The 15,056-nt window shown below is 59.3% G+C and carries 15 protein-coding genes; 11 read left to right on the top strand and 4 right to left on the bottom strand.

Annotation, left to right across the window (positions count from 1 at the left end; genetic code table 11):
* Positions 1-55 precede the first annotated feature (55 nt).
* The 3 genes from AC1DIG_RS04255 to AC1DIG_RS04245 are packed head-to-tail and all read left to right on the top strand — an operon-like array spanning position 56 to position 5,481.
* Positions 56-1,129: a WD40/YVTN/BNR-like repeat-containing protein gene (locus AC1DIG_RS04255; protein ID WP_477766288.1), complete on the top strand. Its 1,074-nt coding sequence runs from the start codon at positions 56-58 to the stop codon at positions 1,127-1,129.
* 31 nt (positions 1,130-1,160) lie between these two features.
* Positions 1,161-3,695, top strand: coding sequence for an efflux RND transporter permease subunit (locus tag AC1DIG_RS04250; RefSeq protein ID WP_477766287.1), 2,535 nt, complete (start codon positions 1,161-1,163; stop codon positions 3,693-3,695).
* Positions 3,696-3,702: 7 nt separating this feature from the next.
* A complete protein-coding gene (locus AC1DIG_RS04245; RefSeq protein ID WP_477766286.1) occupies positions 3,703-5,481 on the top strand; it encodes an acyl-CoA dehydrogenase C-terminal domain-containing protein in 1,779 nt (592 codons plus the stop codon).
* Positions 5,482-5,579: 98 nt separating this feature from the next.
* Here AC1DIG_RS04245 and AC1DIG_RS04240 read toward each other — a convergent pair whose 3' ends face one another.
* Positions 5,580-6,065: an Lrp/AsnC family transcriptional regulator gene (locus tag AC1DIG_RS04240; protein ID WP_477766285.1), complete on the bottom strand. Its 486-nt coding sequence runs from the start codon at positions 6,063-6,065 to the stop codon at positions 5,580-5,582.
* A gap of 229 nt (positions 6,066-6,294) precedes the next feature.
* Here AC1DIG_RS04240 and AC1DIG_RS04235 point away from each other — a divergent pair, with 229 nt between their 5' ends.
* The 8 genes from AC1DIG_RS04235 to AC1DIG_RS04200 all read left to right on the top strand — a co-directional run bounded on the left by AC1DIG_RS04235 (position 6,295) and on the right by AC1DIG_RS04200 (position 12,432).
* Positions 6,295-6,672 carry a Dabb family protein gene (locus AC1DIG_RS04235; RefSeq protein WP_477766284.1) on the top strand — a complete coding sequence of 126 codons (378 nt, stop codon included), beginning with the start codon at positions 6,295-6,297 and terminating at the stop codon, positions 6,670-6,672.
* Positions 6,673-6,689: 17 nt separating this feature from the next.
* A complete protein-coding gene (locus AC1DIG_RS04230) occupies positions 6,690-7,112 on the top strand; it encodes a DUF2000 domain-containing protein (RefSeq protein WP_477766283.1) in 423 nt (140 codons plus the stop codon).
* Positions 7,113-7,125: 13 nt separating this feature from the next.
* Positions 7,126-8,526: a phenylacetate--CoA ligase family protein gene (locus tag AC1DIG_RS04225; RefSeq protein WP_477766282.1), complete on the top strand. Its 1,401-nt coding sequence runs from the start codon at positions 7,126-7,128 to the stop codon at positions 8,524-8,526.
* 2 nt (positions 8,527-8,528) lie between these two features.
* Positions 8,529-9,494 carry a branched-chain amino acid transaminase gene (locus tag AC1DIG_RS04220; protein ID WP_477766281.1) on the top strand — a complete coding sequence of 322 codons (966 nt, stop codon included), beginning with the start codon at positions 8,529-8,531 and terminating at the stop codon, positions 9,492-9,494.
* A gap of 21 nt (positions 9,495-9,515) precedes the next feature.
* Positions 9,516-10,136, top strand: a complete 621-nt coding sequence (locus tag AC1DIG_RS04215) for a bacilysin biosynthesis protein BacA (protein WP_477766280.1) — start codon at positions 9,516-9,518, stop codon at positions 10,134-10,136.
* Between the two features lie 73 nt (positions 10,137-10,209).
* The gene (locus AC1DIG_RS04210; protein WP_477766279.1) at positions 10,210-10,779 is read left to right on the top strand and encodes a carboxymuconolactone decarboxylase family protein; all 570 of its coding nucleotides are present in this window, start codon (positions 10,210-10,212) and stop codon (positions 10,777-10,779) included.
* Positions 10,780-10,782: 3 nt separating this feature from the next.
* Entirely contained in the window at positions 10,783-11,736 is a 954-nt protein-coding gene (locus tag AC1DIG_RS04205; RefSeq protein ID WP_477766278.1) for an ornithine cyclodeaminase family protein, read from the top strand.
* A gap of 75 nt (positions 11,737-11,811) precedes the next feature.
* Positions 11,812-12,432 carry a LysE family translocator gene (locus AC1DIG_RS04200; RefSeq protein WP_477766277.1) on the top strand — a complete coding sequence of 207 codons (621 nt, stop codon included), beginning with the start codon at positions 11,812-11,814 and terminating at the stop codon, positions 12,430-12,432.
* 86 nt (positions 12,433-12,518) lie between these two features.
* Here the strand turns inward: AC1DIG_RS04200 and AC1DIG_RS04195 are convergent, their stop codons facing one another.
* The 3 genes from AC1DIG_RS04195 to AC1DIG_RS04185 all read right to left on the bottom strand — a co-directional run bounded on the left by AC1DIG_RS04195 (position 12,519) and on the right by AC1DIG_RS04185 (position 14,990).
* Positions 12,519-13,004: an adenosine-specific kinase gene (locus AC1DIG_RS04195; RefSeq protein WP_477766469.1), complete on the bottom strand. Its 486-nt coding sequence runs from the start codon at positions 13,002-13,004 to the stop codon at positions 12,519-12,521.
* A gap of 100 nt (positions 13,005-13,104) precedes the next feature.
* Complete coding sequence (locus tag AC1DIG_RS04190; RefSeq protein ID WP_477766276.1) at positions 13,105-13,734, bottom strand: Vgb family protein; 630 nt, start codon at positions 13,732-13,734, stop codon at positions 13,105-13,107.
* A 35-nt stretch (positions 13,735-13,769) separates the two neighbouring features.
* Positions 13,770-14,990 (bottom strand): helix-turn-helix domain-containing protein, encoded by a 1,221-nt coding sequence (locus AC1DIG_RS04185; RefSeq protein ID WP_477766275.1) that lies wholly within the window; start codon positions 14,988-14,990, stop codon positions 13,770-13,772.
* Positions 14,991-15,056: the final 66 nt, after the last annotated feature.

Genomic DNA, 15,056 nt, shown 5'->3' with positions numbered 1-15,056 from the left:
AACGTCGGGCTGCACGGTTGTGTGTCCCGGCGCGGCTATCCGAAGAGGACGCGGTATGTGTTCGTACAAAAGGTACCTGCAGTGGGCGCTGGGCATCTTGTTTGCAATGTTGCAGGGCCTGACCCAGGCGGCCGGTTATGTCGATGTGCTGGATCTGCCGGCCAGGGCCAGCGCCCTGGCGGTCAGCAGCCCGTTGTCAGGCATGGCACGCGCAGGCGACCGACTGGTCGCGGTCGGGCAACGTGGCCACATTCTCTATTCCGATGATTCCGGCAAACACTGGCAGCAAGCCGTGGTGCCGGTGAGTGCCGATCTCACGGCGGTGAATTTCCCTTCTGCCATGCAGGGCTGGGCGGTCGGCAACGACGGCGTGGTGTTGCACAGCAGCGACGCCGGGGCGACCTGGCGCAAGCAACTGGACGGCCGCCAGATCGGTGCCTTGCTGGTCCAGCGTTATGGGGCGTTGGCCAGTGCAGAACCCGGCAACGAACAATGGCCACTGCTGGCTGCCGAAGGCCAGCGACTGGTCGAGCAGGGCGCGGATAAACCCTTGCTCGACGTCTGGTTCGCCAACGACCACCTCGGCTATGTGGTCGGTGTGTTCAACCTGATCCTGCGTACCGAGGACGGTGGCCAGAACTGGACAGCGTTTCAGGACCGCACCGACAACCCGCAGGGCTTCCACCTCAACGCCATCGCCTCGACTGGCGATGGGGTGTACATCGCCGGCGAGCAGGGCCTGTTGCTCAAATGGGATGAGGCTCAGCAGCGATTCGCCGCCGTGCAGACACCCTATCAGGGCAGTTTTTTCGGTGTGCTCGGCAAGCCCGGCGAAGTGATTGCCTACGGCTTGCGCGGCAATGTACTGCGCAGTGCGGACGGCGGCCTCAGCTGGACTGCGCTCGACAGTGGCCTGCACGTCAGCATCACCGCCGGCATCGTCGACGCCAACGGCCATTACCGCTTGTTCACCCAGGGCGGGCAGAGGCTGGTCAGTCAGGGGGCTGGCGCAGACATGCGCCTGGTGCGGCAACCCGAACCGTCACCGGTGGCCGGCGCTGCTCAGGCCGCCGATGGCGCGTTGGTGGTGGTTGGCAGTCGTGGTGCACAGGCACTGCCCAATAAATAAGACCTCGAACCCTTAGAGCGAGAACCCAGACATGGGCAATATCAAGCAAGACACCATGCCGGTGATCCGCGACGTGCGTGACTTCGACCGCCACTCCGGTAACCGGATGGAGCGGCTGGTGTTCAACTATCGCCCGCTGTTCATGCTGCTGATGGCGCTGGCCACTGTGGTGCTGGGCTACATGGCCGCAACGCGCCTGGAACTGCGCCCCAGCTTCGAGAAAATGATTCCGCAGAGCCAGCCGTATATCCAGAATTTCCTGGAGAACCGTCAGTCACTGCGCGGTTTGGGTAACTCGGTGCGCGTGGTGGTCGAGAACACCCGGGGCGATATCTTCGATCCCGCCTACCTGGACGTGCTCAAACAGGTCAACGATCAGTTGTTCCTCACCGAAGGCGTTGATCGCGCCTGGATGAAGTCGTTGTGGAGCCCGGCGGTGCGCTGGACCGAAGTCACCGAACAAGGCTTCCAGGGTGGCCCGGTGATGCCCGATACCTATGAGGGCAAGACTGAACAAATAGAACAGTTGCGTCAGAACATTTCCCGCGCCGGACTCGTCGGCAACCTGGTGGCCAGTGACTTCAAGTCGAGCATGCTGATCGTCCCGTTACAGGACAAGGCCGCGACCGGTGGTCAGCGCATCGACTACCACGGGTTCTCGCAGATGCTTGAAGAGCAGTTGCGCGACAGGATCGAGTTCGCCGGCGACAGTGCCGCCCGCAAATCTGGGGAGGAGGGCAAGGGCCAGTACAAGGTCCGGGTGATCGGTTTCGCCAAACTGATGGGCGACCTGATCGACGGCCTGATTCAGGTGATGATGTTCTTCGGCCTGGCCGTGATCACCTCGCTGGTGATTATTTTTCTCTACACCCGCTGCGTGTGCAGCACCTTGCTGGTGGTCGGCTGTTCGCTGGTCGCAGTGATCTGGCAACTGGGCATCGTTGCCTGGCTGGGCTATGCCATCGACCCGTACTCGGTGCTGGTGCCTTTTTTAGTCTTCGCCATCGGTGTGTCCCACGCGGCGCAGAAGATGAACGGGATCATGCAGGACATCGCCCGGGGCACCCACAAACTGATCGCCGCACGCTACACCTTTCGCCGTCTGTTCATCGCCGGCGTCACCGCGCTACTGGCCGACGCCGTGGGTTTCGCCGTGCTGATGCTGATCGACATACCGGTGATCAAGGACCTGGCCATCACTGCCAGCATCGGTGTCGCGGTGCTGATCTTTACCTCGCTGTTGCTGATGCCCGTGGCGCTTTCCTATGTCGGCGTCGGTGCCAAGGCTGCTGAGCGCGCCTTGAACATCGACACCCGGGCGGATGGCCACAAAGGCTTTGGCAAATTGTGGGACTGGCTCGACCGTTTCACCACGGTCAAGTGGGCCACGGGTGCCGTACTGATCGCACTGCTGATGGGTATCGGCGGCTTCGTGATCAGCCAGCACCTGAAGATCGGCGACCTCGAGAGTGGTGCACCGGAGTTGCGTGCCGATTCTCGCTATAACCGTGACAACGCCTACATCACCCGACACTACGCGTTATCCAGCGACCTGTTCGCGGTAATGATCAAGACGCCTCCGGAAGGCTGCCTGAACTACAAGACGCTGGTTCTCGCCGACCGTCTGGCCTGGGAACTTCAGCAGTATCCGGGCGTGCAGGCGACCGCCTCGCTGGTCAATGCCGTGCGCCAGATCACGGCCGGGACCTATGAAGGCAACCCCAAGCTCAACAGCATCCAGCGCAATCAGGACGTCTTGAACTATGCCGCGCAGCAAGCCTCGGTCAACTCTCCAGAGTTGTTCAATACCGACTGCTCGCTGATGCCGGTGATTGCCTTTCTCAAGGACCACAAGGCCGAGACTCTGGATGCGGTGGTCGGGATCGCCGAGACCTTTGCCCGGGAAAACAGCAGCGATGACCGCCAGTTCCTGCTGGCTGCCGGCACCGCCGGTATTGAGGCCGCGACCAACATCGTGGTGCGCGAGGCCAATCGCACCATGCTGCTTTACGTCTACGCGGCGGTGACGCTGTTCTGCCTGATGACCTTCCGCAGCTGGCGCGCCACGTTGGTTGCGCTGTTGCCGCTGGTGCTGACTTCGATCCTCTGCGAGGCGTTGATGGTGGTCATGGGCATCGGGGTGAAAGTGGCGACCCTGCCGGTGATCGCATTGGGCGTGGGGATCGGTGTCGACTACGCCTTGTATCTGCTCAGTGTGCAGTTGCATTACCAGCGTCAGGGCTTGCCGCTGGCCCAGGCCTACCGCAACGCCGTGTCGTTTACCGGTCGGGTGGTGGGTTTGGTAGGCATCACCCTGGCGGCCGGCGTGGTGTGCTGGGTCTGGTCGCCGATCAAGTTTCAGGCGGACATGGGCATCCTGCTGACCTTCATGTTCCTGTGGAACATGCTCGGCGCGCTGATTCTGATTCCTGCCCTGTCGTATTTCCTGCTGCGGGGGGCGTCGCTTGATCGTCGCCCTGTTCCGGAGGCCCCTCATGGGCACGCCGATGCAACCGCGCCAACCCAACCTTCGGGCATGCGTCACGCCCGGACTCTTGCGGAGTAAGCCAACGATGTCTGATTACAAAGCCCCTTTGCGTGACATGCACTTCGTCCTCAACGAGGTCTTCGAGGTGTCCAGGCTATGGGCCCGACTGCCCGGCCTGGCCGAGGTGATCGATGAAGAAACAGCCGCCGCGATCCTTGAAGAGGCCGGCAAGATCAGCGCCGAAGTGATCGCGCCGCTGAACCGCAGCAGCGACGAACAAGGCTGCACATGGAGCAACGGCACGGTGACCGCCCCGGACGGTTTTGTCGCGGCGTACCAGGCGTTCGCCGAAGGCGGTTGGGTCGGTGTGGGCGGCGATCCGCAATTCGGTGGCATGGGCATGCCCAAGGCCATTTCGGCCCAGGTCGAGGAGATGGTCAATTGCGCCAGTCTGTCGTTTGGCCTGTACCCGATGCTGACCGCCGGTGCGTGTCTGTCGATCAATGCCCATGCCAGCCAGACGCTCAAGGAACGTTACCTGCCGAACATGTACGCCGGCACCTGGACCGGTTCGATGTGCCTGACCGAGGCCCATGCGGGCACCGATCTTGGCTTGATTCGCACCCGAGCCGAACCTCAGGCCGACGGCAGTTTCAAGGTCAGCGGCAGCAAGATTTTCATTACCGGTGGCGAACACGACCTGAGCGAAAACATCATTCACCTGGTGCTGGCCAGACTGCCGGATGCGCCTGCCGGCCCTAAAGGTATTTCGCTGTTTCTGGTGCCCAAGATACTGGTCAATGCCGATGGCTCGCTGGGCGAGCACAACGCGCTGTCCTGCGGTTCAATCGAGCACAAGATGGGCATCAAGGCATCCGCCACCTGCGTGATGAACTTTGACGGCGCGACCGGCTGGATCGTCGATGCGCCGAACAAAGGCCTGGCCGCGATGTTCACCATGATGAATTACGAACGTCTGGGCGTGGGCATCCAGGGGGTGGCGTTGGGTGAGCGTTCGTATCAGAACGCGGTCGAATACGCCCGTGACCGTCTGCAAAGTCGTTCGCCGACGGGCGCACAGAACACGGACAAGGCTGCCGATCCGATCATCGTGCACCCGGATGTACGGCGCATGCTGTTGACCATGAAGGCCTTGAACGAAGGCGGGCGGGCGTTTTCCAGCTACGTGGCCCTGCAACTGGATACCGCCAAATACAGCGACGATGCACCAACCCGCACCCGTGCCCAGGAACTGGTGTCGTTGCTGACCCCGGTGGCCAAGGCATTTCTTACCGACATGGGGCTGGAAACCACGGTACATGGCCAGCAGATCTTCGGTGGTCACGGTTACATCCGCGAGTGGGGGCAGGAGCAATTGGTTCGCGATGTGCGGATCACTCAGATCTACGAAGGCACCAACGGCATCCAGTCACTGGACCTCGCCGGGCGCAAGATCGTTGGCAGCGGCGGGGCGCTCTACCGTTTGTTCGCCGCCGAGATTCGCCACTTCATCGCCAACGCCAGCACTGACCTCGGCGAGTTCTGCAAGCCGTTGAGCGCCGCCGTGGACACCCTCGACGAGTTGACCGCGTGGCTGCTGGATCGGGCACAGAACAACCCGAACGAAATCGGTGCCGCCTCGGTCGAGTACCTGCAGGTGTTTGGCTACACCGCCTATGCCTACATGTGGGCCCTGATGGCCAAGGCGGCCATGGGCAAACAGGCCGACGATGATTTCTACGCCAGCAAGCTGGGCACCGCACGTTTCTACTTTGCCCGTCTGCTGCCGCGCATCCACTCGTTGAGCGCTGCGGTCAAGGCCGGTAGCGAATGCCTCTACGCGCTGGACGCCGTGCAGTTCTGAGCACTATGCAAATGACTTCCGATGCTGCATCGGGAGTCGTTTGCACACGTGTGTGGCGGGAGCATCGAACGTGTCGAGGGAACGTCTTGACGGTGTCTTCAGGCTTCTTGGGAGCGCTTGACCGGGAACGACACGAACGGCTTGATCTCCTTGAGCACGAACATGCTTTGCATCTCCTTGATGCCGGGTAACTGACGGATGACCGACATCGCGAAGTCGGCAAACGAGTCGAGATCGCGTGCCACTACCTGCAACAGGAAGTCAGCATCGCCACCGATGCTGTAGCACGCCACCACATCCTCCAGCTGCATCACTTCCTGCTCGAACTTCCGGGCCTCGGCTGCGCTGTGATGGTCGATGCTCACCCGAATGAACACCATCACTCCCAACCCGATCCTGCGTCGGTCAAGCACCGCCCTGTAACCCTGAATAAAGCGATGTTCTTCCAGCTGTCGGACCCTGCGCCAGCAGGGCGAGGCAGACATGCCGATCTGGTCGGCCAAGGTCTGGTTGGTGATCCTGCCGTCCTGTTGCAAGGCTGTAAGGATTTTGACATCTGTCAGATTCAGCGTCTGATCGGTCATAAATTCCGCGTCCCTGTGGTAAAGAGGTAGATCCTACCAGAAGTCATCTTTCCAGCAATTAAAATAGAAAATTTTTCTCCTGCTAAAGGGGATAAGATTTTTTCAACTTCTGATGTTGGAGTTGCCACGCTTTAGCCTCTACGTACAAACCGATGCCGGACGCGTCGTTGAATAAATAAACCACAGTTGATCGCTTCCTTTTCCGGAGGGCGCGATCCCAAGGTGATAAATGATTCTTCATCTGGTTTTTTTCAAGTTTGATGAACCCTTTCAATGGTGCGACGACGAAGTCATCGATGCAGAAGCATCGACACGTCAGCACCCACTTCATATTAACGAAATAGTCGGCTGGGCGTGTGGCAGGAATATTAGTCCGCGCAAACAGGCCATGGACTTTGTGGTGATGGGGTTATTTGAAACTCAAGAGACGCTCTCCGCGTTTCTGACGCACCCCAATCATCTGCAGGGTGTAATGAAGTGGCAAAAAATTGCCAGTTGGCAGGTGGTTGATGTTGATATTGGTAGTGACACTACGAAGTTTGTCGGGTTGCTCGATGGTTGGGCTGACTTCGGTGTGACAACACTCGAAAAACTGAAGGTTTATTGACAGTCGTGGAGGATTCAATGAATTTCGATGCTGCCGTTCACAAATGCGTGATTGTCGTCGACAAAGCGCTGGGGCTGGGGCATGCAGCCAATGCCGTCAGCGTTATCGGTGTCAGTCTGGGGCGCTCGGTAGAAGGTTTGGTCGGACCTGACATGCAAAGCCGTGACAATGTTAATTACCCCGGCGTCATCTACGCACCGTTACCGATTCTGCTATCCACCAATGAGTATTTGCAGGAGCTTCAAGAGAAAGCGCTGGCGGATGATGAAATCCACATCATGCCATTCAGCGCCTTGGCGCAATCCTGCAAAACCTATCAGGAGTATGAGGCGCGTATCTCCGAAGCCGACAGTTCAGCCATAGAGTTGGTTGCCATCGGCTTGATCGGACCAAAGAAAACAATCAGTAAGTTGACCGGTAATCTTTCGCTGTTCAAATGACAAGGAGGTTGTAGTGTACGCTTTATTCAAGCCTGAGCTTCTGGAGTTGGCACGTACCGTTCATCAGCAACATGCAGTATTTGAGAGGGATGGTATCTCGGTCGGGGAGTTGAATGATATTCAGCTTGGGCGTATTAAAAATATACTGCGTCATGTCAAAGCGTATTCGCCTTTTTACCAGGATAGATTGTCTGTTTTATCGGACAGTTCGATAGATGAACTTGACTGGAATGCGTTCCGGAAACTGCCGTTCACCACCAAGAACGATTTGCGCGAGGCGGGCCATGGCATGGCGTCGGCGCCATTGACGGACGCCTGGATCTACTACGAAACCACAGGTACTACCGGAGCGGCGACACCCTGTCCGCGCAACGAGCATGATTCGATATTCAATAACACGCCCCTGATCCTTCGTTACAGCGAGCTGTTTCGTGCCCACGGTCAGCACCATATTGTCGGCGTGATGGGGCCTACGGAGTTGCACTCGACCGGCGATACGTTTGAAGACGTCTGTCGCAGTCTTGGCCACACCGTCGTGAAAATGTGGCCGCGATCGCCCGTCGTCGGGCTGGATCGTGCAGTCACGCTGATCAGGGAGCTGAAGATCACAGCCTTGGTCTGTACACCGGCAGTCGCCATCAGCCTGGCCCGGCATCTGATCAAAAAGGGCCAGCGCCCCTCGGATCTGGGCGTAAAGCTGATCTTCACCCTGGGTGAACTGACCACCCCTGCGTTGCTGCGCAATATCGGCGATGTTTGGGGCAGTGCCGTGTACAACTGCATGTATGCCTCGCAAGAGTCGTCGATCCTGGCCGCCTGCGACAAGGACGGCAATCTCTGCACAGTTCCCTTGAACGTGGTCTATGAGGTGGTCAACCCGCTGACGGGGAAAGTGCTGGAGCCTGAGAACTCGAGAATGACCGGCGAATTGGTCATTACCCATCTTTACCAAGGGCAAAAGCCGCTGATTCGCTATCGCACCGGGGATATGGTCAGGGCTCAGGTGATGGGCAAGGGGCATTGGCAGATCATTCCTATCGGTCGGGTCAGGGATACGTTGGTCATCAACGGCCACAATCACTGCGCCTACGACGTTGAGGCTGCACTATTCGAGCATCTCAAAGGCTGCCTGGATTACCACATCCAGGTGGAAACCGTGGGCGGTGACGATCAGTTGAGCGTCACGTTGGAGTTGCAGCAGAACACCGCGTTCGACAACGATCTGGAGGCTGTTGCCAGCTCCATGGCGGCCAGGCTCGGCGCCCGTGTCCACATCGCCGTTGGCCCCACCGATGCCGTTACCGGCACTGCGGCGATGGTCAGTTGGAAGGCTGCAAGGCTCCATGACAAGCGCAGCGGTAGCGACAACAACGAGCGCGAAACCGCATTGAACATTGCCGCGCGGAGGGCCTGATCATGACTGATGTGTCCGGCAATACTCCCGTTGCTCAGCGCAAGCCTCATCCTTGGGTGTATTTTGACGGTCAGGTTGTCGCCGCTGCAGAAGCGCTGATACCGGTAACGACCCAGGCATTCAATTACGGCACCGCTGTCTTCGAGGGCATTCGTGCCTATGTCGCCAGTAACGGTGAGTTGAATGTCTTCAGGCTGGATGATCACCTGAAGCGGCTGGAGAATTCAGCCAGGTTGCTGCAGTTGGAAAACCTGCCGCGTCGCGCCGAGATGAAGGCAATCATCCTCGATTTACTGCGACGTAACGAGGCCTCGACCGAGAGCTATATCCGGCCCCTGGCCTACAAGAAAGCGTTGCTGCCTGGGGTTGGTTTTGGTGTGAAACTCTCCGGGGTCAGCACTGGCCTGGTGATCAATACCCTGGGCATGGGCGCCTACATGCCTGCCGGCGGAATTCGCTGCGCCATCTCGAGTTGGCGGCGTATTCCTGATGTTTCGCTTCCCGCGCGGGCCAAAATTACCGGCAGCTATGCCAATTCGGCGTTGGCCATGGAGTCGGCGCAACGCAATGGTTTTGACGATGCGTTGATGTTGAACGTGCACGGCAATCTGGCCGAGTCGACGACCTCCAATGTCTTCGTCGTGAAAGACGGTTGTCTTATCACGCCGCCGTTGAGTGCCCATATTCTTGAGGGCATTACCCGCGATTCGGTGATTACCCTGGCCAGGGAAGAATTGGGATTGAAAGTCGTCGAGCGAGATATTTCGTTTTCCGAACTGTTTTCAGTCGACGAGTGTTTCCTGGCCGGTACCGGCGTCGAGATCGTACCTGTGACGCAAATCGATCACTACGTGCTGCAAGAGAGCGGGGTGGGTGAAATAAGCGCTGCGATCAGGAGCCTCTACCAGGAAACGGTAAGAGGTCGGAATAGCAAATACGCCCATTGGTTGAGCCCGGTATCCAATTGATCGCTCTGGAGAGTCATGACTATGGACAGTAAATTCTTGAATTTGGGCGTTGGCGATTGGCGCGATGTGATGATTCACACCCTGGGTCCCCGCGGGACCAGCAGTGAAGCAGCCGCCGGCTTTTTCAGTGACTGGTTTGGGCGTCGATATCCAGGCTCACGCGTACAGGTCAATCTCAGCGACTCTTACGAGCATGCCCGCTCCAGCATGGACGAGCATGTTCCAAGGGTGATGATCGTGGCCAATGCCTACCCGCAGATTCATAACTTCTACATGGACCCGCGGTTAAGCCTGGTGGCGACTTTCGTGTTCGATACGCCGCTGTATGGATTGGCGAGCAAGGGGCCGCTGACGACTGCAAAACTGACGGTCGCCACCCATCCCGCGCCGCTTCTCCTGATCAAGGAGCTCTTGCCTCAGGGGCTGGAGGTCGACTCAGTGATCCTTGCACTTTCCACCAGCGCCGCCGCGGCAGCCGCAGCCAGGGGCGAGGTCGATGTAGCACTGACCACGGAAGTGGCTGCCAACATCCACGGATTGCAATTTATCTCGAGCACCCGTCCGATCCGGATGCTCTGGTCTGTCTTCGCGCTTACTCGCTGGAGCGCACTGCCGACTGAAGCCAATTTGTACTGCAGTTGATCGAAAAGCCCTGCCTGACCCGGTTCGGAGGCAGGGTGACCCTTGGACTATTCGAATACACGTTGAGGTCATGATGACTGTCTTGAAGCTTCACACCATCGATTCGACCCCTGAAAAAAGCAAAGCGCTGCTTCAGAGCTCCATCGACAACTTTGGCTGGATCCCCAATCAGAGCGCCTACATGTCGGAGTCTCCTTCGTTACTGGCTGCCTATCAGCGCGCGCATGATCTGTTTATCGACAGTTCGTTGAACGAAGAAGAGAAAGCCGTGGTGTGGATCACCACCGGTGTGGAAAACCGCTGTGACTACACGGTCCAGGCCCACGCCTTCATTGCCCTTTCCAAAGGCGTGGATGAGCACGTCGTCGACGCCATCGCCCATGAGCCAACCCGCCTCAATGCGCGATTGATGGCGTTGCGCAGTTTTACCCTGGAAGTGATTCATTGCCGCGGTTGCCTGAGCAGACAGGCCATTGATGCTGTCTTGCAGGCGGGCTTCAGCAAACAAAACATGCTGGATGTGGTTCTCGGTGTTTCACAGAAAAACATGTCGACCATCTTGAACGCTATCGCCAGCACCGAAATCGATGAGCGCTTCAAATGGGATGCCTTTCAAGGGTTCAAGCAAACGGCCGAGGCGTAAACGATGCTTCATCTGGACAGCGATTCAGTCAAAGGACTGTTGAGTTTCGAGTTGTGCCTGCGGCTCAGCGAGGAAGCCTTCAGATTGCACTCTTCAGGCCAGGTGGAGCAGCCGTTGCGTACGATCGTCAAGGGCGGCGAGAACGAGTTGATGGGGGTCATGCCCGCTTACATCAAGTCCGGACCCTATCAGGGGTTCGGCTTGAAGTCGGTGGTGGTCCGGTTGGGGGCTGAAGTCCGCGGTCCCTCGCATATGGGGAGCGTGTTGATCTATGACGAGGCTGGAGTATCCCCGGTCGTCGCGGTAGATGCCGGGGCGATCACTGAAATCCGCACGGCCGCGGCGTCGGCACACGCGACCCGCATGCTTGCGGCGCCTGACGCCAGCCGTGTGGCCATTCTGGGCACTGGCTTGCAAGCCCGGGCTCATCTGCTGGCAATGCGCGCCGTCAGGCCGGTCAGGCACGTTTCTGTATGGGGGCGTAGCGAGGCGGCGTGTCGTGAGTTTGCGTCCTGGAGCGAGCGCCACTGTGATTTGCAGGTAGCGATTTGCGCCACGGTTGCCGAGGCGGTGCGCGACAGCGACATCATCTGTACCACCACGGCAGCTCGCGCGCCCATTCTGGTCCGTGCCGACCTACCGGAACGCTGCCATATCAACGCAATCGGCTCTTCGGCTCTGGGGTTTCAGGAGTTGCACGAAGATGTGTACCAGGGTGCCGCGTTATTTACGGACTGCAACCGATCGGTTTTTGCGGCGTCCGAGTGTGTGATGAAGGCCGTTAACAAAGGCCTGTTGAAAGGCCAGGAGGCGGGCACAGAGATCGGCACTGTCAGCGCCGATCGCGTGTTGGTTCATAAGGAGGGTGTGACGATTTTCAAGTCGGTCGGATTGGCTGTGCAGGACCTGGTCTTTTCCCGGGAAGTCGTCAGGCAGTGGGTTGCTTCATCCAGTTGAAACCGTTGATAACCTTGCTTGCCGGAAGCGGAAACCGTCGAGCAAAACAATAATAAATGACCTGAGGAACGCGACATGCTCGATATGACACAAGTACTTACCTATTCGGCAGCTCTGGGTATCGCTGCCGCCATTCCCGGTCCCGGCATGGCGGCGCTGGTGGCGCGGAGCGTCAGCGGTGGCGCGTTATCGGGTTTTTGTCTGCTGTTTGGGCTGATCCTCGGCGATCTGACTTACCTGTCATTTGCCGTATTTGGCCTGGCGATGATCGCCGAGCACTTCAATGCCTTGTTCCAGTTGGTACGCTGGGCGGCGGCTCTGTACCTGTGCTATCTGGCCTGGCAGTTCTGGTTCGCCAACCATCAGGAGATTGAAGTCGGCAAGCCGGTGAAGAAGAAGGAGCTGTTGTCGGCGGCGATATCCGGCTTGACCATTACCCTGGGCAACCCGAAGACCATTGCCTTCTATCTGGCGTTGTTGCCGCTGGTGATCAACCTCGAGACGGTCTCGTTGCAGACCTGGGGGCTGATGCTGGTGCCACTGACCATTCTGGTTCTGCTGGGCGTTGGCGCGCTGTTCATAGTTGGCGCGGTGCGCATCCGGCACCTGCTGTCGAGCCTGCGAGCGCAACAGCGGCTGTTTCGCGGCGCGGCGGCGATCATGGTGGCGGCTGCAGCAGCGATGCTGATTCGTTGAGGCGCTGAGTGGCCGTGGCTGCACCCCGCAGGGAAGTGTTTCGCCTGCGGCGCGGTCACGGCGCTACTCATTGTCGGCGCTTCAGCTCAGAGCTTGTAACCGATCTGTCGCAACAGGTTTTTGCGCCACAGGATGTCTTCGTCGCCTTCAATGTCCTTGGCGCAAAAACCATCCACCACACCGAGGATCGCTCGCCCTTGTTCCGTTTCAGCGAGAATGACTTCCGTTGGGTTGGCCGTCGCACAAAAGATACGGCACACCTCTGGAACCATTTTGAGGGTGTTCAACACGTTGAGCGGATAGAAACCGTCGCCGAGGAACACGATGAAACTATGGCCTGCGGCGATGGCTTTCGCGTTTTTTTGCGCCAGTTCGATCATGGCGCTGTCGGTGCCGGACCAGCGCACCAGGCATTTGCCGGAGGCTTCACAAAAGGCCAGGCCAAACGTGATGCCCGGCACGCAATTGACTAATGCTTCATGAATGTCCTCGACGGACTTGATGAAGTGCGTCTGCCCAAAAATGAAGTTCGTCGCTTCCGGCTTATCGATTTTCAACGTGATGAGTTGCATCTCAAGCGCCTCCTTCCACGATGCGTTAATCAGAGCCTGACTACAGACCAAGCATAGTGACTGATTTGCAGCGGCGCCGTTTGCTGTCGATCGCGGCGTCTCATTCGGGTCGACGAACTGCTCTGACCTTGCCGCTGTTTCCGCCTCCGCAGAAGAACTGATCGGCACCATCCGATTCGAGCCCCGATACGCCGACGCCAGAAGGCATTTTTAGGCTCTCCAGAACCTCACCCGTTCGAGGATCGACGTGCCTCAATTCGCTTTCGTCACCCTCCCAGGTGCCGTGCCAGAGTTCTCCGTCGACCCAGGTGACGCCAGTGACGAAACGGTTGGACTCGATGGTGCGCAGAATCGCCCCGGTCTGGGGATCGATCTGATGAATTTTCCGGTCCCGATACTCGCCTACCCAGAGCGTCCCTTCGGCCCATGTGAGCCCTGAGTCACTGCAGCCGGGCGCCGGGATGGTGGCGAGCACGCGACCGGTTTTCGGGTCGATCTTCTGGATGCGATCCTCGGCGATCTGAAACAGGTGTTGACCGTCGAAGGCCGTGCCGGCATGCGCGGCGACATCGATTGAGCGCAGGGTATTCCCGCTTGCGGGATCGAGGGCGTTCAGTTTGTCTCCGGAAGCGAACCAGACCTGTTGGCCGTCATAGGTGACCCCATGCACATGGTCGACGCCCGGAAAGGGTCCATATTCGCGGATAATTTCGGCTGCTGAGTGTTTCATGTCTTCCACCCTGGTGGTTTGGTCGTGGAGTGATCCTAGTCACTTGGAAGTGGAGCGGGGAGTAACAATGACGTCGCGAAACCCGGCACCGACGGCGTCATCCAGCGACGCGCTCGCCCGCGACCAAACCACTGGACCTTGCCGGCCGCCGCCAGCGAGTCGAGTGCTCGCTGCACGGTGCGCTGGCTGGCGCCAAGCGCCAGCGCCAGGGCTGAACTCGACCACGACTCACCGTCGGCGAGGAAGGCGAGCACCGCCGCCTGTTTCTCCTCGACGGGCCGTGCCAGCACGACGACTTCCGGTGCGCCGCGCGGCACCAGCGCAAACCCGCGCTTTGTAGCGGTCACGCCAGCGACTGTCCGCAGCGCCGCGCGAAGTCGCCCGACCTCGACGCGTAATCGCGCGCGATGCGACTCATCGTCAAGCTTCAATCGGAAGGCTCGGGCGATAAGCGTTTCCCTCGGCACGTCGGCGGGCCACGCTTCGCCCAGTGCCCGGACGAGCGCGAACAGCACCGGGCGCCTTGCGAGCGAGACCAGTGTGTGTGCGTCACGCACGAGATGACGGCAGGCGTCCACGACGAGCGCCTTTGACGCCAGTAGCGCTTCAACGTCCTCAAGCAGCAGGAGCCGCTCCTCGCCACCGGTAATCAGGCGCGCCGCAGGCGTATCGAGGAGCAGGCGTGCGCTGTCGACCTCGGCTGTCAGCGCAGGGATATTAGCGTGGCGTGCAGCATGCTCGGCCCGAGTGAGCGCTGCCCGTGCCGCCTTCGCTTGAAGGCGGCGCATCGCGATCCCCGCGACGACCAACTCGTGGGCAGCCCTCGATGCAGGCGGTAAAGGCGTGGGATCGAGTTCGGCGAGCCTGTGCTCTGCTTCGTCGAGGTGACCGATCAGGAGCAAGCGCCGGATCTCGAGATACCGGGCATGCGCGGCATTCACCCGATCACCGTGTTCTTCGAGTGTCGTCCGTGCTGCATCGAGTGCCTTGGCAGGCCAGCCAAGGTCGCGCGAAGCGAGCGCAATCTCGGCCTCGGCGACCACGCACCGAGCACGGGCCAAAGCCTCTTTCGGACCGAAGGCCCGTGCCGCACTGCGCAACAGAGCCTTCGCGCGAACCAGCTCACCGAGCTGCGCCATGGCGATGCCGCGTAACGCGAGTGCCGGCGCATCGTCGCGCAAGGCCACCCGGTTCAGTGCGCCGAGGGGATCACCCGCCGCGAGCGCACGCGCCGCGGCCGTTATCAGCGAATCCATCAGAATCGCGCCACAGCTGTCACTCCTACCCTCCGATACCCGCTGCTTAGTCTATCTCACGACTAC

Source organism: Pseudomonas sp. 05N431 (genome assembly GCF_056397005.1).
This window is presented reverse-complemented; position numbering and strand designations above follow the sequence as displayed.

Excerpts from the sequence above, each read along its gene's own strand:
- AC1DIG_RS04255 (WP_477766288.1), top strand. The coding sequence starts at position 56 with ATGTGTTCGTACAAAAGGTACCTGCAGTGGGCGCTGGGCATCTTGTTT.
- AC1DIG_RS04195 (WP_477766469.1), bottom strand. The coding sequence starts at position 13,004 with ATGCAACTCATCACGTTGAAAATCGATAAGCCGGAAGCGACGAACTTC.
- AC1DIG_RS04250 (WP_477766287.1), top strand. The coding sequence starts at position 1,161 with ATGGGCAATATCAAGCAAGACACCATGCCGGTGATCCGCGACGTGCGT.
- AC1DIG_RS04205 (WP_477766278.1), top strand. The coding sequence starts at position 10,783 with ATGCTTCATCTGGACAGCGATTCAGTCAAAGGACTGTTGAGTTTCGAG.
- AC1DIG_RS04220 (WP_477766281.1), top strand. The coding sequence starts at position 8,529 with ATGACTGATGTGTCCGGCAATACTCCCGTTGCTCAGCGCAAGCCTCAT.
- AC1DIG_RS04215 (WP_477766280.1), top strand. The coding sequence starts at position 9,516 with ATGGACAGTAAATTCTTGAATTTGGGCGTTGGCGATTGGCGCGATGTG.
- AC1DIG_RS04210 (WP_477766279.1), top strand. The coding sequence starts at position 10,210 with ATGACTGTCTTGAAGCTTCACACCATCGATTCGACCCCTGAAAAAAGC.
- AC1DIG_RS04185 (WP_477766275.1), bottom strand. The coding sequence starts at position 14,990 with ATGGATTCGCTGATAACGGCCGCGGCGCGTGCGCTCGCGGCGGGTGAT.
- AC1DIG_RS04240 (WP_477766285.1), bottom strand. The coding sequence starts at position 6,065 with ATGACCGATCAGACGCTGAATCTGACAGATGTCAAAATCCTTACAGCC.
- AC1DIG_RS04200 (WP_477766277.1), top strand. The coding sequence starts at position 11,812 with ATGCTCGATATGACACAAGTACTTACCTATTCGGCAGCTCTGGGTATC.
- AC1DIG_RS04245 (WP_477766286.1), top strand. The coding sequence starts at position 3,703 with ATGTCTGATTACAAAGCCCCTTTGCGTGACATGCACTTCGTCCTCAAC.
- AC1DIG_RS04235 (WP_477766284.1), top strand. The coding sequence starts at position 6,295 with ATGATTCTTCATCTGGTTTTTTTCAAGTTTGATGAACCCTTTCAATGG.
- AC1DIG_RS04190 (WP_477766276.1), bottom strand. The coding sequence starts at position 13,734 with ATGAAACACTCAGCAGCCGAAATTATCCGCGAATATGGACCCTTTCCG.
- AC1DIG_RS04230 (WP_477766283.1), top strand. The coding sequence starts at position 6,690 with ATGAATTTCGATGCTGCCGTTCACAAATGCGTGATTGTCGTCGACAAA.